This is a genomic window from Vibrio sp. VP6 (assembly GCF_028823755.1).
Taxonomy (GTDB): Bacteria; Pseudomonadota; Gammaproteobacteria; order Enterobacterales; family Vibrionaceae; genus Vibrio; species Vibrio parahaemolyticus.
The window spans coordinates 1-21,720 of the sequence record NZ_JAPEID010000015.1 but is presented as its reverse complement, the minus strand read 5'-3'; the positions used below and the strand labels follow the sequence as shown (position 1 = coordinate 21,720).

The following is a 21,720-nucleotide window of genomic DNA, read 5'->3' as shown; positions in this document are numbered from 1 at the left end:
GACGCTATACGTTTAAGTAATCAAGAATGCCTTCTGCTGCTTTTCGTCCTTCATCAATGGCGGTTACCACTAAATCAGAACCGCGAACTGCGTCTCCCCCAGCAAAGATCTTTTCATTGCTGGTTTGATATTGAAACTCTTGGTTGTTGGGTGCTTTGATTCGTCCCCATTGATCAAGTTCAACATTGAACGGAGTAAGCCAGTTCATTTGATGAGGTTGGAAACCAAATGCCATGATGACAGCATCGGCAGGCAGTACGTGTTCACTTCCTTCTACAGGTTCTGGGCGACGGCGACCTGCGTCATCAGGCTCGCCTAAAGCAGTTTTGACCACTTTCACGCCTGAAACTTTGCCATACGCATCAACCTCAATACCTAAAGGCTGAAGGTTAAACATGAACTTCACGCCCTCTTCTTTGGCATTTTTCACTTCTCGACGGGAGCCTGGCATGTTTTCTTCATCACGACGGTAGGCACAAATCACGTTAGATGCGCCTTGACGGATCGAAGTTCGCACGCAGTCCATCGCGGTATCACCACCACCAAGCACTACGACTTTTTTGCCAGCCATATCGATAAACGGTTGGTTATGTTCTAGCTCCATAACCTTATAGGTATTGGAAATCAAAAATGGTAGGGCGTCATAAACGCCCGGCGCGTCTTCATTTTCCAAACCGGCGCGCATGTATTTGTATGTGCCCACACCTAAGAAAACCGCATCGTATTCATCAAGCAGTTCTTGCATCTGCACATCTTGGCCGACTTCCACATTCATGCGGAACTCAACGCCCATTTCGGTAAATACCCGACGACGATTTTCCATGACCCCTTTTTCCAATTTGAAAGAAGGAATACCAAAGGTAAGTAGGCCACCAATCTCTGGGTAACGGTCAAACACCACAGGTTTTACACCGTTGCGAACTAAAATGTCTGCTGCTGCCAAACCAGCAGGGCCAGCGCCGATGACTGCCACCTTTTTATCCGTCCACTCCACTTTGGACATGTCAGGTTTCCAGCCCATTTCAAAGGCTTTGTCGGTGATGTACTTTTCAATGTTTCCGATCGTGACTGCACCAAAATCATCATTTAGTGTGCACGAACCCTCACACAAACGGTCTTGCGGACACACACGGCCACACACTTCAGGCAAGCTGTTGGTTTGGTGTGAAAGTTCCACGGCTTCTAAAATTCGACCTTCATTCGCCAGTTTTAGCCACTGAGGAATGTAGTTATGGACGGGGCACTTCCATTCACAATATGGGTTACCGCAATCCAAACAGCGATCGGCTTGCGCCGTTGCTTGTTGTTTCGTGAACGGCTCGTAAATTTCAACAAACTCAATCTTACGAATCTTAATTGGTTTTTTCGCCGGATCTACGCGTTGAACATCGATAAATTGGTAAACGTTCTGACTCATGATTCAAACATCCTCCATGATTTATTGGGCTTGAACGCGCAGTTCAGCAGCGCTGCGGCTTTGGTGACCAAGTAGCGTGTTTAAGTCAGCCGCTTGAGGTTTCACCAAGTAGAACTTCGGAATCCATTCGTCAAAGTTCGCCAAAATATGTTCTGCATGGCTAGAGCCAGTCTCTTCGAGATGCTCCGCAATTAGGCCGCGCAAGTGCTCTTGGTGGATGTATAGATCCGACAGTGAAATGGCTTCCACCGATTCGTTGTTTACACGACCTTGGAAGTCTTGATTTTCATCCAACACGTAAGCAAAACCGCCCGTCATACCAGCGCCGAAGTTCACACCTGTGGCGCCAAGAATAGCCACAATGCCGCCAGTCATGTATTCACAAGCATTATCACCCGCGCCTTCGATTACTGCGATGGTGCCAGAGTTACGAACACCAAAACGCTCTCCTGCTTTACCCGCAGCAAACAGTTTGCCTCCTGTCGCGCCGTACAAACATGTGTTACCGATAATGGTGGCTTCGTTACATTTAAATGCAGTGCCTAGGTGAGGTTTAATCGCGATCTTACCACCAGCCATGCCTTTGCCTACGTAGTCGTTCGCATCACCAGTGAGGTAAAGCTCTACGCCGCCCGAATTCCAAACGCCAAACGACTGGCCAGCCGTACCATCAAGATAGATTTTGATTGGCGAAGCTGCCAAACCTTGGTTGCCATAGCGTTTTGCTATCTCACCAGATAAACGCGCGCCAACAGAACGGTCGGTGTTGATGACGTTGTAGAAGAAACTTGCTGATTGTCTGTTTTCGACAGCATTCAAGGCATCATCAACGATTTTTTGGTTGAGTTCGGCTTTATCAAACGGTTTGTTTGGCTCCGTCCAAAATAGTGGATGACCTTCGGCTGAAATAGGAGCTTCTAAGATGTTTGATAGATCCAACTTGGTTTGCTTCGCTGTGAACCCCTCGACGGCTTCAAGTAAATCAGTACGACCAATTAAGTCTGTCAGCTTCTCTACGCCGAGTGCTGCGAGTAACTCACGTACTTCATCGGCAAGGCCAGTAAAATAGTTCATTACCATTTCAGGTAAGCCTTTAAAGTACTCTTTACGAAGGGTTTCATCTTGAGTTGCCACACCCGTTGCACAGTTGTTCAAGTGGCAAATACGTAAGAATTTACAACCCATAGCAACCATTGGTGCGGTACCAAATCCGAAGCTTTCCGCACCAAGAATCGCGGCCTTAACAACATCTAGCCCTGTTTTTAACCCGCCATCTACTTGAAGACGAATCTTATGGCGAAGGCCATTTGCAACCAGTGCTTGTTGGGTTTCTGCGAGGCCAAGTTCCCAAGGACTACCTGCGTATTTCACCGAAGTCAGTGGACTTGCGGCCGTACCGCCATCGTAACCTGAGATAGTGATGAGGTCGGCGTAAGCTTTTGCGACCCCTGTGGCTATGGTGCCGACACCAGGCTCGGAGACGAGTTTCACCGAAACTAGGGCATTCGGGTTGACTTGTTTTAGGTCGAAGATCAGCTGAGCTAAATCCTCAATCGAATAAATATCGTGATGTGGGGGAGGGGAGATTAACGTTACCCCTTGCACCGAGTAACGCAGCTTGGCGATTTCTGCCGTGACTTTGTGCCCTGGTAGCTGACCACCTTCACCAGGTTTAGCTCCTTGTGCAACCTTGATTTGCAGTACGTCTGCATTGGTTAGGTAATGAGGCGTAACCCCAAAACGGCCTGATGCGATCTGCTTGATTCGCGAGTTACGCTCGGTGCCAAAACGACGAGGATCTTCACCACCTTCGCCAGAGTTAGAGTAACCACCAAGACGGTTCATCGCCGTTGCAAGTGCTTCGTGTGCTTCTGGGCTCAACGCTCCGATAGACATGGCGGCAGAATCAAAACGTTTGAACAATTCTGTTTTAGGTTCGATTCGTTCAAGTGGCAATGGCGAGTCAGATTTTTTCAGTGCCATTAGGTCACGCAACATCGCGACAGGGCGCTCGTTTACTTGTTTGGCAAAACTTTGATAATCGTTACTTTCACCAGATTTCACCGCTTTTTGCAGTGTACCAACCACATCAGGGTTGTAGGCATGGTACTCACCGCCATGTACGTATTTGAGTAATCCGCCATGTTCAATCGATTTACGTTTTGCCCACGCCTTGCGGGACAAGTTGGTTAAATCTTGTTGGAAATCATCAAAGTTTGCGCCTTCGATGCGAGTGGTTACGCCTTTAAAGCACAAGTCGACCACTTCCCGGCTCAATCCAACGGCTTCGAACAATTGTGAGCAACGGTAAGAGGCGATGGTCGAAATACCCATCTTCGACATGATTTTGTACAAGCCTTTGTTGATGCCATACTGATAGTTCTGCATAACATCGCGGTAGTCTTTATCTAGGGCACCATCGTCAATCAACTTGCCTAACGCTTCATAAGCTAGATACGGATAAACCGCCGTAGCGCCAAAGCCTAGCAATACGGCAAATTGATGAGGGTCACGTGCGGTTGCGGTTTCCGCGACGATGTTGGCATCACAACGAAGGTTGGCTGTAACTAAGCGAGTTTGCACGGCGCCGACAGCCATGGCGGCTGGAATTGGCAACTTGCCTTTAACTAATGCGCGGTCGGACAGAACCACTAAGACGGTACCTTCTCGCACCACTTGTTCAGCTTGATCACATAAGTCATCAATCGCTTGTTTGAGATCTTTCTCTTGTGGATCGTAGTTTATGTCGAGAATGGTATTGCGGTAGTGATCGTCACCCAGCTCAAGCAACTGCTGCATGTCAGAGTAAAGTAGCACTGGAGAATCAAATGTCACTCGATGCGCGTGGCCGTCGGTTTCACAGAAGACGTTCATCTCCTGACCTATACTGGTGGCTAACGACATAACATGCTTTTCACGTAGTGGATCGATAGGCGGGTTGGTGACCTGAGCAAACTTCTGGCGGAAGTAATCGGTAACCAAACGCTCTTTCGAAGACAGTACTGCCATTGGCGTGTCATCGCCCATAGAGCCTACGGCTTCTTGACCCATATCGCCAAGTACGCGCAGAACCTGATCCACTTCTTCATTGGTCATGGCGAACTGCTTTTGATAGGTCTTAAGCAAATCTTCATCGAAGCTTCGCTCACCCACTTGATCTTCAGGTAACTGAGAGAATGGCGTTAGTTTGCGAACGTTGTTTTCCATCCATTCGCGGTATGGGTGACGAGATTTGAGATCGTTATCGATCTCGCTTGATTGCCACAGTTTACCTTTACGAGTATCGACAACTAACAACTCACCAGGGCCAACACGACCTTTTTTCGCAACTTCGTCTGGTGCGTAATCCCAAATACCGATTTCAGAAGCCAGCGTGATCAACTTGTCTTTTGTGATCACGTAGCGAGCTGGGCGCAGACCGTTTCGGTCGAGGTTACATGCTGCGTAGCGGCCATCGGAAAGTACGATCCCTGCTGGGCCATCCCAAGGCTCCATGTGTTTGGAGTTGAAATCGTAGAAGGCTCGTAGATCGGGATCCATATCTGGGTGATTTTGCCATGCTGGTGGAACAAGCATTCGCATGGCTCGGAAGATATCCATGCCGCCGGCCAAGAAAAGATCCAACATGTTATCCAGACTTGAAGAATCCGAACCAGTCTCATTTACAAACGGAGCTGCGGTTTGTAAATCGGGCAGCAATGGGGAAGAGAATTTATAAGCACGCGCTCGGGCCCATTGGCGGTTGCCTTCAATGGTATTGATCTCACCGTTGTGAGCAAGATAACGGAACGGCTGCGCCAGTGGCCAGCGAGGTTGAGTGTTGGTTGAAAAACGCTGGTGGAACAGACAGATAGCGGATTCCATGCGTAGATCAGCAAGATCAAGGTAGAAGCGAGGCAAATCCGCAGGCATGCACAAACCTTTGTACACCAGCACTTGCGTCGATAAGCTACAGATGTAGAAATCAGGATCTTCGGTGATCTGTTTTTCAATACGGCGACGGGCAATATAGAGACGGCGTTCAATGTCGCGCTCACGCCAGCCCGCTGGAGCTGAGATAAAGACTTGCTGAATATTGGGCAGTGAGTTGGCCGCAATCGGGCCGAGTACTGCAGAATTTGTTGGAACTTCGCGCCAACCCGCAACCGTTAAGGTTTCTTGAGCGAGTTCTTTATTGACGATGTCTTTAGATAATTGAGCTTTAACCGGATCTTGGCTGAAGAAAAGCATCCCTACGGCATATTGTTTGCCTAGGTTGAAACCATTCTCTTCGGCGATAAGGCGTAAATAGGAATCGGGCTTTTGTAAAAGAAGACCACAACCATCACCTGTTTTACCATCGGCGGCAATACCACCACGGTGGGTCATTCGGTCAAGTGCAGAAATTGCTGTACGAACCAGCTTATGGCTTTGCTCGCCTTCCATATGTGCGATCAAGCCAAATCCACAGTTGTCTTTCTCAAGACTTGGATCATAAAGAGCCATTGCAATTCTCCCTTTGCTTATCTGTCATCCCGACAGATACATCAACACTGCTTACGTTGATAGTGATGACTAACTATGCGTCACTTTTATATTTTTGTGTGTATTTATTCAGTTAATTTAGAAAAATATTTAACAAAATTTGTGTGTTTTATTTTCATCAACTTCACAAGCTATAGCTTATTGTAAAAAAGGTCAAGTTATTAGTGGATAATCACGTGAATATGCGATTTACCGTTTAATTACCTAAAATAGTATAATAATTTCAATGAGATAGAAAATTGATTGTTACAAAAAAGTAACATTTGATGCTGGGAGGAATAAAAAAGACCAGCATAAAATGCTGGTCAAAAGATAAAGATTGGAAGGAATTGTTTTCTTTCTTGGTCTTTAGCCATCGATATCGCTGATGGCTAAGTGATGACTTTGAAAGAAGGAAGCGTGAATGCCCCCTTTATGCTGAAAGCATTAGCGAATTTGCTTTTGCTTCAAGGTTAGTGCCACCCATCAGGTATTCATCAATAGCACGAGCACATTCGCGACCTTCGTTGATACAACGAACCACCAAAGATTGGCCTGTACGCATATCACCTGCGGCGAATACGCCTTCTTGATTTGTCGCGAAACCTTGCGTTGCAACGTTGCCGCGATCATCGAGTGCGATATCCAGTTGAGCAAGAACGCCAGTTGGTTCTGGGTGCAGGAAGCCCATCGCAAGGAAAGCCATGTCACATGGGATCACGCGCTCGCTGCCTTCTACTTCTTTAAAGTTTGGGCGCTCGCCTGGTTTCGCATCTTCCCAAACGATATCTGCAAGACGAAGACCTGTAACTTCACCTTTGTCGTTACCGATGAACTCTTTGGTCAAGATGTTCCAGTGACGATCGACACCTTCTTCATGAGAAGTCGAAGTGCGTAGGATCATTGGGTATTGAGGCCAAGGCATATTGGCTGGGCGCTTCTCTGGTGGAATCGGCATGATTTCAACTTGAGTTATGCTTGCTGCGCCGTGACGGTTTGATGTACCCACACAGTCTGAACCGGTATCACCACCCCCGATTACGACAACATGTTTTCCTGCTGCGTGAATTTCTTCTCCTTTTAGATCCATGTTGTTTGCTCGGCGATTGTTTTGTCCGAGGAACTGCATTGCAAAGTACACGCCTTTTAGATTGCGTCCCGGAACAGGAAGATCGCGAGGAACGGTTGAGCCACCAGTCAGCAGTACCACATCGTACTCTTGACGCAGTTGTTGCGCGTTTACATCGACACCAACGTGTTGATTTACTCTAAACTCAACGCCAGCTTCTGCCATTAGATTGATCTTACGATCAATGACTTCCATGCTCAGTTTGAAATCTGGAATACCGAAACGCAGCAGACCACCCACTTTCTCGTCACGCTCGAATACGGTCACGGTATGGCCTGCGCTGTTTAGCTGCTCGGCAGCCGCAAGACCCGCAGGGCCAGAACCAATAATAGCGACTGTTTTACCAGTGCGAGAACGCGGAGTTTTTGGTTTGGCGTATCCTTCACGATACGCCGTTTCCACGATGGTTTTCTCGATATTACAGATAGTGATCGGGTCTTGGTTGATGCCAAGTACACAAGCACTTTCACATGGTGCTGGGCAAACACGACCAGTAAACTCAGGGAAGTTATTAGTTGAGCTTAGAATGTTCCATGCTTCTTCCCAGCTATCACGATAAACCGCATCGTTAAATTCTGGGATGATGTTGCCGATAGGGCAGCCGTTATGACAAAACGGCACACCACAATCCATACAACGAGAAGCCTGAGTATTGATTTTGCTACCAAACTCCTCGTTCAGAACGAACTCTTTGTTGTTCTTGATACGTTCAGCTGGGTCGATCTTCTGTGGTAGTTCACGACCATGCTCTAAAAATCCAGTAGGCTTACCCATTACACTGCCTCCGCTTGAGTTTCATTTCCTTGAGACTGAGCCTCCTCATCTTTACGCTTTTGAAGAACCGCTTTGTAGTCACGCGGCATCACCTTAACCATAGAGGCTAGGCTTGCTTCAAAGTTATCTAGGAAAGACTGAGCGACTTCACTTCCTGTGAATTGAACATGCTTGGTTAGCATGTCGAGTAATAGATCTTTGTCTTCTTGCTCGATTGGGTCTAGGTCAACCAGCTCTGGGTTCAGTTTCGATTCAAAGTCACCCGATTTATCCCATACGTAAGCCACGCCGCCACTCATACCTGCAGCAAAGTTACGACCTGTTGAACCAAGGATGATGGCTGCACCGCCCGTCATGTATTCACAACCGTGGTCACCGACACCTTCTACAACCACTTTCGCGCCTGAGTTACGAACACAGAAACGCTCACCTGCCATACCGCGGATGAAAGACTCACCCGAAGTTGCACCGTAGAAACATACGTTACCAACTACGATGTTGTCTTCAGCGACAATACTGGATTTCGCGTCAGGGTAGAGCACTAAAGTACCGCCAGATAAGCCTTTACCCCAGTAGTCGTTTGCATCACCTTCCACTTCGAACTTCACGCCCTTAGCGAGGAATGCGCCGAAAGATTGACCTGCAGAACCTTTGAATTTGACATTCATTGGTTGAGGTAGACCTTGGTCTTTGTACACTTTCGAAATTTCGTTAGACAGCATGGTTCCGACAGAGCGGTCTGTGTTAACGATAGGGAAGTCAGCACTTACTGCTTCACCTTTTTCTAGAGCTGGAATTGCGGCTTGAATCAGCTTACGGTCTAGTACTGCTTCAAGGTTGTGGTTCTGCTGCGCTTGGTTAAATACGCCATCAGCTTCGCGAGGCTGTTCAACATGAAGTACAGGAGATAGATCTAGGTTCTTGTATTTCCAATGAGAAACGTCTTGGCGAACTTTCAGTTTTTGACCTTGCCCTACCATCTCATCGATAGTGCGGAAGCCAAGTTCAGCCATGATTTCTCGCAGACCTTGGGCCATGTATTGGAAGAAGGTTACGACGTCTTCTACGCGACCATCAAAGCGCTCGCGAAGTGTTTTGTTCTGAGTCGCGATACCAACAGGACAGGTGTTCTTATGACACTTACGCATCATGATACAGCCTTCAACCACCAATGCTGCGGTTGCTACGCCCCATTCTTCTGCGCCTAGTAGTGTTGCCACAGCAAGGTCGCGAGGTGTCTTCATCTGACCATCTGCTTGAACAACGATACGGTTACGTAGGCCGTTCTTCAGTAGCGTTTGGTGGGTTTCTGCCAAGCCCAGTTCCCAAGGAAGACCAGTATGACGGATTGAAGACATTGGTGACGCACCCGTACCGCCATCGAAACCTGCGATAAGCACAACGTCCGCTTTCGCTTTCGCAACACCAGAAGCGATCGTACCTACGCCCGCTTCCGATACCAGTTTCACGTTTACACGACCAGCGCGGTTGGCGCTTTTCAAATCGTAGATCAGCTGAGCCAAATCTTCGATTGAGTAGATATCGTGGTGTGGCGGTGGTGAGATCAGACCGACGCCTGGAGTCGAGTGACGAGTGGCACCGATCCAGTCATCCACTTTATCACCAGGTAGCTGACCACCTTCACCCGGTTTCGCACCTTGAGCCATCTTGATTTGAAGTTCTTCAGCGTTAGTTAGGTAGTAAGAGGTTACGCCGAAACGACCAGAAGCCACCTGTTTGATTGCAGAGCGTTCCCAATCACCATTTTCTTTGCGCTCAAAGCGCATTGGGTCTTCACCACCTTCACCTGAGTTGGACTTCGCGCCTAAGCGGTTCATCGCAACTGCCAGTGTTGAGTGCGCTTCATAAGAGATCGAACCAAACGACATTGCGCCTGTTGCAAAGCGTTTTACGATGCTTTCGATTGGTTCTACTTCATCGATAGAGATAGAGCCCGCAGGGTTCTTGATGAATTCCAGTTGGCTACGTAGCGTTACCGCGTTGTCACCTTGTTTATCGACGGCACTCGCATACTTCTTGAACTGCTCGTAATCTTTGTTGCGAGTTGATTGCTGGAGTAGAGAGATAGTTTCTGGGTTGAATAGGTGTTTCTCACCACGTTGTTTCCACTGGTAAACACCGCCCACATCCAGCATTTGAATTGGGATTTCGCGTTGTGGGTAACCGATGCGGTGGCGGATCAACACTTCTTTCGCGATGTCATCCAGAGTCAAACCTTGGATGCGAGAAACCGTACCAGTGAAGTATTTGTCTACCACTGACTTGTGGATACCCAATGCTTCGAAGATTTGCGCGCCATGGTAAGACTGTAGCGTTGAGATACCCATCTTAGAGAAGATCTTCAGCAGACCACCGTTGATTGCTTTACGGTAATTGTTGAACAAATCGCGCGGATTCGCTTCAGGATCGAGCTTTTTAGTACGCTGTAATTCGATGATGGTTTCAATAACCAGGTAAGGGTTAACTGCGTTCGCGCCGTAACCGATCAACGTTGCGAAGTGGTGTGTCTCACGTGCATCACCAGTTTCTACCACGATATCACACTTCGCACGCAGACCCTTGCGGATAAGATGGTGGTGAACTGCGCCTACTGCCAGCATTGCAGGGATAGCGGCATGATTAGAGTTAACTGCACGGTCTGTGAGTACAATGATAGAGTAACCATCAACCACGGCATCTTCTGCGTATTGGCAAATACGTTTCAGTGCACGTTCTAACTTACCTTTGTCTTCACTGGCCTGGAATACAATATCCAGTGTTTTCGCTTGCAGGTGTTCGTTATCGATAGCACGCAGTTTTTCAAGCTCAGAGTTAGCCAGTACAGGTGATTCAAGCTCAACTTTCTGACAGTGAAGCGGTGTCTCCGTCAGTAGGTTTTGGTCTTTACCAAGGTAAGTGTTCAGCGACATAACCATACGCTCACGGATCGGGTCGATCGGTGGGTTAGTCACCTGAGCAAATAATTGCTTAAAGTAGTTCGACAGATGCTGAGACTGGTGAGACAGAACTGCTAGCGGCCAGTCGGCACCCATTGCAGATAGTGGCTCTTTAGCATCATTTGCCATCGGAACTATGATTTCATTCACTTCTTCTGAGCTCACACCAAACGCTTGTTGGCGGTGTAGTAGACGCTCTGGAGAAGGCTGACTGAACTGGTTGCTGGCATCTGGCAGTTTTTTCAAGCTCAGCAGGTTGTCTTTCACCCACTGCTCATAAGGCTGTGAAGTTGCGATGGTATCTTTCACTTCTTCATCAGAAATGATGCGACCTTGTTCCAGGTCCGCAACAAAGATACGACCAGGTTGCAGACGACCGCGGAACTCAACATTTTCTGGTGCGATGTCCACAACGCCAGATTCTGAAGCCATAACCAGGAAGTTGTCTTTCGTCACTGTGTAGCGAGACGGACGCAGACCATTACGGTCAAGGGTGGCACCGACCTGAACGCCATCTGTAAAACATACCGATGCCGGGCCGTCCCATGGTTCCATGATATTCGCGTGGTACTGATAGAAAGCACGACGCTTAGGATCCATGTTTTTATTTTCTTGCCATGCTTCAGGGATCAGCATCATCAGCGCGTGTGGCAGGCTACGACCAGAAAGAACCAGGAGCTCTAGTGCCATATCGAAGTTTGATGAATCTGAGCTGCCTTCCTGACAGATAGGAAGAAGCATGTCTATTTCAGCCTGAGTAAACAGGTCTGATTCGATGATCGCTTCACGGGCTTTCATCCAGTTCAGGTTACCGCGAACTGTGTTGATCTCACCGTTGTGGGCGATGTAACGGAAAGGCTGTGCAAGACGCCATTTCGGGAAGGTATTGGTAGAGAAACGCGAGTGTACCAGTGCCAGTGCGGTCACCATAGTCGGGTTTTGCAGATCCAGGAAGTACTGAGGTACTTGCTCGGTTGTTAACTGACCTTTGTACACTAATGTCTTGTATGACATTGAGTTGATGTAGAAGTCGTCACCAATATTCGACACGCTTTCCAGGCAAACTCGTACGGTGTAGTTACGCAGTACATAGAGTTTGCGCTCTAGTTCTTCCGGAGTGATACCAGGGCCGCCAGAAATAAACACGTGCTCAAACTGAGGCTCTGTGCTTAGCGGATCGGCACCAATCATAGAGTTGTCGGTTGGTAGCACGCGGTAACCGATAACTTCAAGATCCAGGCGTTTGGCATTACGCTCCAGAATGTCACGGCACTGTTCACGTTTGTATTCGTCTTTCGGGAAAAGAACGACACCAACGCCATATTTGTCGAAAGAAGGCAGTTTAATGCCTAGTTTGACGGCTTCTTCTAATAGGAATTCATGAGGTTTTTGCAACAAAATACCCGCACCGTCACCGCTGCATGGGTCACAACCTTGACCGCCACGGTGTTCCATGCGAGCCAGCATATCCAATGCTTGAGTCACTACTTCATGAGATTTACGGTTTTTAAGGTGAGCAACAAAACCGATACCACAAGCGTCATGCTCCAATTCCGGAGTGTATAGACCCTGTGAATTTTGCTCTCTATCTACCATAGATACATCCTTCCAGTTCAATGCGACGCAAAGGTACGAGGCAGACCGAAGTTGCCTTGTGACACATGATGCGTCTTGTCCTTTATATTTATTATCGCCACCAGTCGAGGTTGACTGGTCTTGATTCCTTTCCGTATCTCGCAGGAAAAGTATTGCGAGAAAAACAATCCTTGGTGATATCCCTTTATTTATTCTCACTATTTAGTGATTTATATAGGTGGGAGTGGGATAACACCGACAATTCCCGCTGTGCGTGCTGTAATAAAAGTCACAAAAAATGCGGGGTTGTGTAAGTATCCTACAATTTTGTTACTTCGGATTGCAATGAAAAGTCGCCTCTGTGACCCAATTTTTTCGTTTAAATATGCATTTTTAGTTTAACATTTACGCAACATGACGCTTTTTTGTCTGTATTTATGCAAGTTTATTGATTTCACACCGATTGGGCGTTGTTTGAATTGAGTAATATTGTTTGTTTTTTCTTGCAGGGATGTAATTTAGTTACATAAATCGTAGTGAGATTTATTACGGTTTACTATTGGTGAGAATCTATGCAGTTACATGAGTTGGTCAATACACTAGGCCAAGATCTTCAGCGTCGTTACGGCGAAAAAGTCCATAAGCTGACTTTACATGGTGGCTTTAGTTGCCCAAACCGCGACGGCACGATTGGCCGAGGTGGTTGTACATTTTGTAATGTGGCTTCGTTTGCTGACGAAGAAGTGCAGATCAAAAGCATCCACGATCAATTGAAAGATCGTGCTGGAGAGATCCATCGAGCGAAGAAGTATCTGGCTTATTTTCAGGCGTACACCAGTACCTATGCAGAAGTACAAGTACTGAAAAATATGTATGAAGAAGCACTTAAAGCTGCTGATATTGTGGGTTTGTGTGTGGGAACTCGCCCAGACTGTGTGCCTGACTCGGTATTAGATTTGCTGTCGGATTACGTAAACCAAGGTTATGAAATTTGGCTTGAGCTAGGTCTTCAAACTGCAAATAACGATACGCTCAAACGCATCAACCGCGGACATGATTTTGAATGCTATGCGGAGATCACTCAGCGAGCTCGAGCCTTAGGGATCAAAGTTTGTACTCATTTGATTGTTGGATTACCGAAAGAAACCCGCGACGATAATATTGAAACGCTGCAAAAAGTGTTGGCCGTGGGCACTGATGGCATCAAGTTACATGGCCTGCATATTGTGGAAGGCAGTACGATGGCGAAAGCTTGGAGAGCTGGCAGATTAGAAGCCCCTGAATTGGAAGAATATGTTGCGATTGCCAGTGAAATGATTCGTATGACGCCCGCTGATGTTGTGTTTCATCGTGTCTCTTCCGCAGCTCGTCGTCCAACGCTGTTGTCCCCGCTTTGGTGTGAAAACCGTTGGTTAGCCATGACTGAAATTGGTCGCGCATTAAATAAAGATGGCGCTCAAGGCAGCTTAATAGGAAAGCCTTTTATCTACACGAAGCCGGAATTAAAAGCAGATTGCTCAATAAATAACTGATATATTTTTAGCAGTTTGCTTTATAGGTGGAAAAATGGATCAGTTACTTAATTGGCTTTGGAATGGGCAGGAGAGTTATGGATATATTGTCCTGCTATCGATAGTCAGTGCGATTGCGATAGCACTTATCTACTTTCGTTTCCAAAACGCACTTAAGCAGCTTATTACTGATTCGCCTTATCCAGTGCTGGTGCTAGATGCCAGCCATGGACAAATCCTACTTTCGAATCAAGCAGCGATGCAGTTGCTTGGCATTCGCTCACTGGGTACAGGCTTTTTGTACCCAGCCTTGTTTGAGCTTCACAAACTCTCTTCGTTGCTTGATAGCTTTTCCAGTCGCTATTTCCGTCACCAAGTCTTTGATTGGCGTTTATCTGAAAACGAATCTATTAAGGTTGAATTGTCCGGCCGAAAGAGTTTGCTACGTGGTCATCGTGTTTGGATCATGTACGCGCAACCTTATCAAGTCACTTTACAAGAGCAGCAGCAAGAGTTGGCGCAGTTAGAGATGGCTCGCTCAGCGCTAGATTCGCTGTCCGAGTTGATCTGCTTGCAAGATTGCCAAGGTAACTTATTGACGACGAATCGTGCCTTTGACCAGTTTTGGGAGGGGCGACGAGAAGAAGCCATCACTGCAACGGCGAGCCGAGTCGCTACCCGTAAAAGTGAACGCAAATGGACGACGGACACGCAAGGTCGCAGCTGCTTGCTTGAAGTGAATTTAAGCTCGTTAGTATCGCCAAGTGGTGAGCTACTCGGAACGTTGTCTATTAGTCACGATGTGACGGAATGGCATAAGATTCAGCAGAACTTACGTGATGAAATGGAACGTCGAAAAGACACTGAAGTCGCCTTGGCTCAGCGTGACACCATTCTTCAAACAATCTTAGATGCAAGCCCTGACTCTATCGGTATTTTTAATGAGAACATGGTGTACCAAGCGTGCAATAAGCCATTTGTAAACGCTTTAGGTATATCTGAAGTTTCTGATTTGATTGGTAAGCGTCTTCAAGATGTCATTCCCGTTGAAATGTACACGCGGTTGGAAACGAGCGACCTACACGCTCTACGACAAGCCGAACCGGTAAGGTACATCGATAAGGTCGTGAGTAGTGATGGCCATATTACGTGGTTTGATGTGGTGAAATCGCCGTTTAAAGACAAGGCATCGGGTACGAATGGCGTTCTTATCATGGCGCGTGATATTTCAGAGCGTTATCTCGCCGAGCAAAAACTCGAACAAGCGAACCTTGAACTTGAGAAATTGAGCTTTATGGACAGCTTGACGCAAGTGGCGAATAGACGCCGATTTGATGAACGTCTTCATGTACTTTGGTATCACCATATTCGTGAAAAATTGCCTTTGACTATTATGTTGTGTGACATCGACTTCTTTAAAGATTACAACGACTGTTACGGACACCAACAAGGCGACGAGGCGTTGATTCGTGTCGCGGCGGTCTTCAAGCAAGTGGTCAACCGTTCTTCAGACTGTGTGGCTCGATACGGTGGTGAAGAATTTGGTTTTATCTTACCAAACACGACAACAGAAGGCGCAGAGCAAGTCGCTCAGCGCATTCATCAACAAATTCGACAGCTTGATATGGAGCACGGTAGTTCGGAAGCTTCAGAGCACCTCAGTGTGAGTATCGGCTTTGTTTCTTACGTTCCTCAGCATGGTGATGAACCTGAAATGGGCATTGCTATGGCCGACAGTGCGCTATACCAGGCCAAAGCCGATGGCCGTAATCGCACCTGCATCCACCCTAGCTCCTTCTAGCGCTTTGTGACCGCTTGCTCTAAGTTGATAGCAAGCGGTTTAAATCACCGTATTAAACACGTTAAACTGCCTATACCTTGTGTTCTCGTCTGTGATCCCATGATTCTCGCCAGTTCATCAAGGTGAATGCCTCAAAATCAAACAGACCTAAATTGCGTTAGGCCTTGTACATCTGCCCGTTTTCAATATGTCGGGTTGATAGCTTGCTTGTGCCATGGAGTAGTGAATGAAGCCCATGAAAAATCTCGCCCAGTACTATGTAGACTTACTGGTGAAACTAGGGATTGTCCGTTTTTCAATTTTGTTAGCCCTAGCGCTGGTGGCACTTGCTGTCGTCGTACAAGTTGGTATCACTTTGGCTCTCAAAGGGCGCGTCGATGATATCGACATCGTACGTTCCGTTTTCTTTGGTTTGTTAATCACGCCTTGGGCCGTTTACTTCCTATCTGTGGTGGTAGATCAGTTAGAAGAGTCTCGTCAACGATTGACTAAGCTGGTTTCTAAATTGAAAGATATGCGTTCACGCGACCAAGAACTGAACTTCCAACTACAGCAGAACATCGAAAAGCTCAATCTAGAGATTGAAGAGCGGATTAAAGCGGAAGAAGCGCGTGAAGAGGCGATGCAGGACCTAGAAAATGAGGTTTTCCAGCGTGAGCGAACGCAATTAGAGTTAGCAGAGCGTACCGCCTTGTTACGTTCATTCATCGATGCGTCACCTGATTTGATTTATTACCGTAATGCCGATGGCGTCTTCTCTGGTTGTAACCGAGCGATGGAAGAGTTAACGGGCAAGAAAGAGCATCAACTTGTCGGCTTGAGCCCGTGGGATGTCTACAGTAAAGAAATTGCGCAGCCAATCGTAGATACCGACCAAAAAGTCTTTAGCGACAACCAAGCGATCACTTACGAGCAATGGTTGGAATACCCTGATGGGCGAAAACACTATTTTGAATTGCGCAAAGTACCATTCTATAGCAAAGACGGTCGCCACTTGGGGTTGGTTGGTTTTGGGCGAGACATTACTGAGCGTAAGCGTCACGAAGAATCTCTAGAAAAAGCCAGCCGAGATAAAACGACGTTTATCTCCACAATTAGCCATGAACTTCGCACACCGTTAAACGGCATTGTTGGCTTGAGTCGAATGTTGCTTGATAGCCCGCTGACGGAAGAGCAGCGTAAGCACATGCAGACGATCAACGTGAGTGCGATTACGTTGGGGAATATCTTCAATGACATCATCGATATGGACAAATTCGACCGTCGCAAGCTTGAGCTGTTACCTGCGCCATTGAACTTTGAAGACTTTGTCGCCGAGATAGAGAGTATTTCGGCGCTCATGGCGGAACAAAAAGGACTGCGTTTCGACTTAGAACGTTTGAGTGACCTACCAAAAGCGATCGAGGTGGACGCGACCCGTTTACGTCAGGTGATTTGGAACCTAGTGAGCAACGCGATGAAGTTCACCAAAGAAGGTGGCGTTGTGATGACAGTCAGCGCTGATGTCGAAGAAGACTTCGCGACTATCATTATGGAAGTCGAAGACACTGGCATCGGTATTCCTGAAGCTGAACTGGATAAGATTTTTGCTATGTATTATCAAGTTAAGTCGGGCAAAGACAACTTGCATGCGGTAGGTACAGGCATTGGGTTAGCGGTTTCGAAACAGCTGATCAATATGATGGATGGGGACATTACGGTCACAAGTGAAGAAGGCTTTGGTAGTACTTTTACTGTGTCGATTCACGTTCCTATTGTTGAACTCGAAGAGCCGGTAATCGATGCGAAGCGCGACAATGTGCATCTCAACATCTTTATGGTTGAAGACATTGAACTTAACGTGACGGTGGCTAAGTCGCTGCTAGAAAGTTTGGGGCATTCCGTGACGGTCGCGATGACTGGGGAAGAAGCGTTAGTCAACTTTGTGCCGGACCAATACGACCTTGCGCTGTTGGACATTCAACTGCCAGACATGACAGGGTTTGATGTGGCGAAGTACTACCGTGAGCATTATGACCACTTACCTCCGTTGGTGGCGTTAACGGCGAACGTGATGAAAGATCGTCGAGAGTACTTAGAAAATGGAATGGATGACGCAATCAGTAAACCATTAGCTGTGCATGCTATTCAGTCAGTGATAGATAAGTTCTTTGTTGATCGAGTCGATAAACCCGCGGTGATTGTTAAGCCTGAAGTCAAGGAAGAAGCAGCGCCTTCTCCTGTGATTGAGACACATCTACTGGATCTGGATATGCTAGAGTCTTATGTGGATATTGTCGGCGTTAAACCCGTGTACGACAGCATCAAGATGTTTGAAGACATGATGCCAGATTACATTGAGGTATTAGACTCAAACATGACCGCAAAAGATCAGGATGGCATTGTTTCTGAAGCGCATAAAATCAAAGGTGCGGCAGGATCTATTGGTCTTAAACGCATCCAAAGCGTCGCTCAAAAAGCGCAATCCCCGGATATGCCGGCATGGTGGGAAAATATTTCTGACTGGGTCGAAGAGATAAAGAATGAATACCAAAACGATATTCAGGTACTCAAAAGTTGGTTAGATCAAAGGAAATAACATGAAGAAACTTGCACCCGTAGCCTTACTTATTGCATCGCTCGTAGGTTGTAGTTCTGTTCCTCAAGTGAACTGGCAACAAGGCAGCCAAATTACGATGAATCAGGTGAATGTTGAACTAAAGAGCAATCTTTGGGTGAACTTAATGCCTGCGATTGAGGAAGAACCCGTGCAAGACGTTCAAGAGTTGAGTATTCAAGGTGCTTTGTATCTGGAAGGCGACAAACAGCTGCCTGCGAATTTGACTGCTGAGGCTCTGATTATAAAGCAGGGTACTACCGAGTGGATGATTGATGGTGGGGACTTGGAAACTCGCACTCACAGCGAAAATCAGTGGGAAGTGACGTTTACTTGGCAAGTTGAAGCCGATACAGATAAATCCGTCGATTTGGCGTTGCTGCTTGATGATGCGGGTAAACAACGTTGGCTTGTTGAAAAGCATGTGAAGATAAACAAGGTTTATTAGTTTCTTTCCCGCATAGAAAAAGAACCCCTTCGTATTTCTAGCAGACTGAATTAGTCTTCTAAGTCTCCACAGAAGCGGTAGCCTTCACCGTGGATAGTCGCGATGATTTCTGGCGTACCAGATACTGATTCGAAGTGTTTACGAATACGGCGAATCGTTACGTCGACAGTACGGTCATGTGGTTTAAGCTCACGTCCAGTCATCTTCTTAAGAAGATCAGCACGTGTTTGGATCTTACCTGGGTTCTCACAGAAGTGCAGAAGTGCACGGAATTCAGAACGAGGCAGCTTGTAGCTATCGCCAGCAGGGCTCACTAGTGAGCGGCTGTTAATATCTAGCACCCAACCGTTGAATTCGTATTTTTCTACTGAGCGCTTTTCTTCTTGAACTGCGTTAGTGCTCATTGAGCGGCTTAGCAGGTTGCGCGCACGAATAGTCAATTCACGTGGGTTGAATGGTTTTGTGATGTAGTCATCAGCACCAATTTCAAGACCTAGGATCTTGTCTACTTCATTGTCGCGGCCTGTTAGGAACATCAGAGCGATGTTCGCTTGCTCACGTAGTTCACGTGCTAACAGTAGACCATTCTTGCCTGGAAGATTAATGTCCATAATGACCAAGTTGATAGAGTTGTCAGACAACACTTGGTGCATCTCTTCACCGTCACTGGCTTCAAAAACAGCGTATCCCTCTGCTTCAAAAATACTCTTAAGAGTGTTACGAGTTACTTGCTCATCTTCTACGATAAGAATCTGCGGGGTTTGCATTGGCGGTACCTAAATTTGTGACAAAATTGTGCTAATAGAATAAATTCTAGGCAAAAATATAACATACAGGTAATGTGATTTTGATAATAAATCAAGTTGATCAAAAAAACACTTCTTTCAGCTATCCGCCTTCCTTGGAATTTTGCCAACTCACCAGTATCCAATGGCGACGTTTATTCTATAGGGCTTGTTTACCTTTCAGTTCCTTGCTTTGCAGGGCATGAAACGTAAACACCCTAAGATATGGAGCGGATTTTATATTGTTAACAGCATGCTAACAATGCTCAAATGTTAATTCCATTCAGTTTGTTGATTTACATCAATTGATGAAATGTAACTGTTATTAATCGTTTAAGAGTTATGATAGAAAAAAGTAACACGAACATAGATGTATCGTTATGGAATGCTTATTCAGAATCTTTTTTTCATTTTGAGGCTGAATGGCATACGTCAAGTTATGCGGTGATAACTGCTTGGAACCCCTACAGTAATTTGCGGTCAAAGAAAGAGAACTGCATAAGTAATCAAGAGTTAGAAAAACAACTTAAACACGCGAATTACGTGCTCGTTAACGTAGGTGATCGCAGCTTTGAATGGTGTGAAGAGAGTTTTGCGGCGGATATATCATTAGAAGAGGCTGTGCGATTGGCAAAAGCGTTTCAACAAAATGCCATTTACTATGTGATAGATGGTGATCTTTACTTAGTTGCGTGCGCGGTACCGAGCAAAAAACATTGGCTAGGAAAAATTAACGACAGGCTCGTATAACAGGATATCTCTCGTTGGGGTTATGCCCGAGCGAGCAAATTCACGGAGGAAATATGAGAGACATAACACCAGATATTTGTGACCAATTTGAAGACCAAGTGACGTTGCTGAATTTACCACTACAGAACTTTGGTCAACGTACCGCCTTTCATGGCGAAATTGTCACAGTGCGTTGCTATCACGATAATTCTAAAGTACGTGAAGTTCTAGAACAGGATGGCACTGGCAAAGTCTTGATTGTTGATGGACACGGTTCCTGCCAAAAAGCGCTGCTTGGTGATCAGCTGGCGATACTCGGTATCGAAAATGGTTGGGAAGGTATCATCGTGTACGGAGCGGTGCGTGATGTGGCACAAATGTCGCAAATGGACATAGGAGTGCAAGCGCTGGGTACATGTCCGTTTAAAACGGAAAAGCGTGGTGTGGGTGAAGTCAACGTGACGTTAACGATGCTGAACCAAATTGTTCAACCAAAACATCATGTTTATGCCGATTGGAATGGGGTGTTGATTTCAAAAGAAGCACTCGATTTTTAGAATCGGAAACCTAAACCTACCTCAAAGCCTTGTTGCCAATCTTGGTAATCCAACGTCGCGTGAATGTCTAACTTATCGGTAATTTTCACGCGGCTAGAAAGTTCAGCAGCGAGGCTACTGTCTTCGGTTTGAATGCCGTTGCTATTCTCAGATTTGTAAGATCTTACGGTACTTTTTACGGTGACACGATCATTGAAGTGGTAGCTGATCCCGCTGAGAAAGCCGCTTTGGTTTTGAGTCGGAGAGTTATTGACTCGCGCGCCTACATAAAGGTCAACAGAATCAAAAAGTTCATAGGCGTAGCCACCATCAATATTCCATACATCAAAGCTGTCGGTTTGGTAACTTTCGCTTGAGATAAACAGTTTGTGAGGAGACGCGCTTGTTTTCCCTGGAAGGGGAGGGAGATCGTTAGCAAAAGAAACGCCAGACACTGAAAACAGTAACAGAAAAAGCCATTTTTTCATGTCCACCACTCCTTGTGTCTAACTTTTTTATTAGTATCTGCTAAAAGCTTCTCACTATTAAAGCATAGAATATGAAAGCCAACACATCTATTTTCTAAATAATTCGATCCTAGGAACATTGATCACAGTTAAGTTGTTGTTAACTAGAAACAACACCGTCCAAATGTTTGATCTTGCGCTTTATGAGAAAGATCCGCTTACCTATGGCTCCTAATCACCCTTCGTTTAATGGCATTAACTCCTGAAGTTAGAAAACAAGGATGTTTTTCTTAAAATCAAGCGTAAGTAATTATACTTATATATCAATGACATTACGCAGAATAAACCTCTGGAAGACTGGAAAATAAACAATTTTTTGTTGACTCTGAATAGGAAACTCGGTAAACGTAGATATAAGCAAACACGATTAACGTTGAATATTTATTTATGCCATCTAACAGCCTAGTAGTAATGACCACGACCATTATTATT

General features: G+C 46.2%; 12 protein-coding genes. 6 read left to right on the top strand and 6 right to left on the bottom strand.

Features of this window, described 5'->3' with window-relative positions; all coding sequences use genetic code 11:
• Positions 1–4 precede the first annotated feature (4 nt).
• The 4 genes from OU793_RS11555 to gltB (OU793_RS11540) form a co-directional block, all read right to left on the bottom strand.
• On the bottom strand, positions 5–1,417 hold the full coding sequence (locus OU793_RS11555; protein ID WP_069547192.1) for an FAD-dependent oxidoreductase: 1,413 nt from the start codon (positions 1,415–1,417) through the stop codon (positions 5–7).
• A 21-nt stretch (positions 1,418–1,438) separates the two neighbouring features.
• A complete protein-coding gene (gltB, locus tag OU793_RS11550) occupies positions 1,439–5,902 on the bottom strand; it encodes a glutamate synthase large subunit (protein WP_140103982.1) in 4,464 nt (1,487 codons plus the stop codon).
• 451 nt (positions 5,903–6,353) lie between these two features.
• Complete coding sequence (locus OU793_RS11545) at positions 6,354–7,823, bottom strand: glutamate synthase subunit beta (RefSeq protein ID WP_025540235.1); 1,470 nt, start codon at positions 7,821–7,823, stop codon at positions 6,354–6,356.
• Positions 7,823–12,376 (bottom strand): glutamate synthase large subunit, encoded by a 4,554-nt coding sequence (gene gltB, locus OU793_RS11540; RefSeq protein ID WP_140103924.1) that lies wholly within the window; start codon positions 12,374–12,376, stop codon positions 7,823–7,825. The genes OU793_RS11545 and gltB (OU793_RS11540) overlap by 1 nt, the downstream gene beginning before the upstream one ends.
• Before the next feature lie 551 nt (positions 12,377–12,927).
• On the opposite strand from gltB (OU793_RS11540), the gene OU793_RS11535 reads away from it, so the two are divergent.
• From OU793_RS11535 to OU793_RS11520, 4 genes are all read left to right on the top strand, one after another.
• Complete coding sequence (locus OU793_RS11535; RefSeq protein ID WP_020840096.1) at positions 12,928–13,887, top strand: TIGR01212 family radical SAM protein; 960 nt, start codon at positions 12,928–12,930, stop codon at positions 13,885–13,887.
• A gap of 34 nt (positions 13,888–13,921) precedes the next feature.
• A complete protein-coding gene (locus OU793_RS11530) occupies positions 13,922–15,667 on the top strand; it encodes a diguanylate cyclase (protein ID WP_005455892.1) in 1,746 nt (581 codons plus the stop codon).
• A gap of 226 nt (positions 15,668–15,893) precedes the next feature.
• Positions 15,894–18,245 (top strand): aerobic respiration two-component sensor histidine kinase ArcB, encoded by a 2,352-nt coding sequence (gene arcB, locus OU793_RS11525; RefSeq protein ID WP_017449171.1) that lies wholly within the window; start codon positions 15,894–15,896, stop codon positions 18,243–18,245.
• Between the two features lies 1 nt (position 18,246).
• Entirely contained in the window at positions 18,247–18,711 is a 465-nt protein-coding gene (locus tag OU793_RS11520) for a hypothetical protein (RefSeq protein WP_015296247.1), read from the top strand.
• A 50-nt stretch (positions 18,712–18,761) separates the two neighbouring features.
• Here the strand turns inward: OU793_RS11520 and arcA are convergent, their stop codons facing one another.
• On the bottom strand, positions 18,762–19,478 hold the full coding sequence (gene arcA, locus OU793_RS11515; protein WP_005479585.1) for a two-component system response regulator ArcA: 717 nt from the start codon (positions 19,476–19,478) through the stop codon (positions 18,762–18,764).
• Positions 19,479–19,838: 360 nt separating this feature from the next.
• On the opposite strand from arcA, the gene OU793_RS11510 reads away from it, so the two are divergent.
• Both OU793_RS11510 and OU793_RS11505 read left to right on the top strand, forming a co-directional pair.
• Positions 19,839–20,246 carry a DUF3293 domain-containing protein gene (locus OU793_RS11510; protein WP_020904216.1) on the top strand — a complete coding sequence of 136 codons (408 nt, stop codon included), beginning with the start codon at positions 19,839–19,841 and terminating at the stop codon, positions 20,244–20,246.
• A gap of 53 nt (positions 20,247–20,299) precedes the next feature.
• On the top strand, positions 20,300–20,782 hold the full coding sequence (locus OU793_RS11505) for a putative 4-hydroxy-4-methyl-2-oxoglutarate aldolase (RefSeq protein ID WP_005460676.1): 483 nt from the start codon (positions 20,300–20,302) through the stop codon (positions 20,780–20,782).
• On the opposite strand, the gene OU793_RS11500 is transcribed toward OU793_RS11505, so the two are convergent.
• Positions 20,779–21,249 carry a hypothetical protein gene (locus OU793_RS11500; protein ID WP_005486998.1) on the bottom strand — a complete coding sequence of 157 codons (471 nt, stop codon included), beginning with the start codon at positions 21,247–21,249 and terminating at the stop codon, positions 20,779–20,781. The two genes, OU793_RS11505 and OU793_RS11500, sit on opposite strands and share 4 nt — an antisense overlap.
• Between the last annotated feature and the right edge of the window lie 471 nt (positions 21,250–21,720).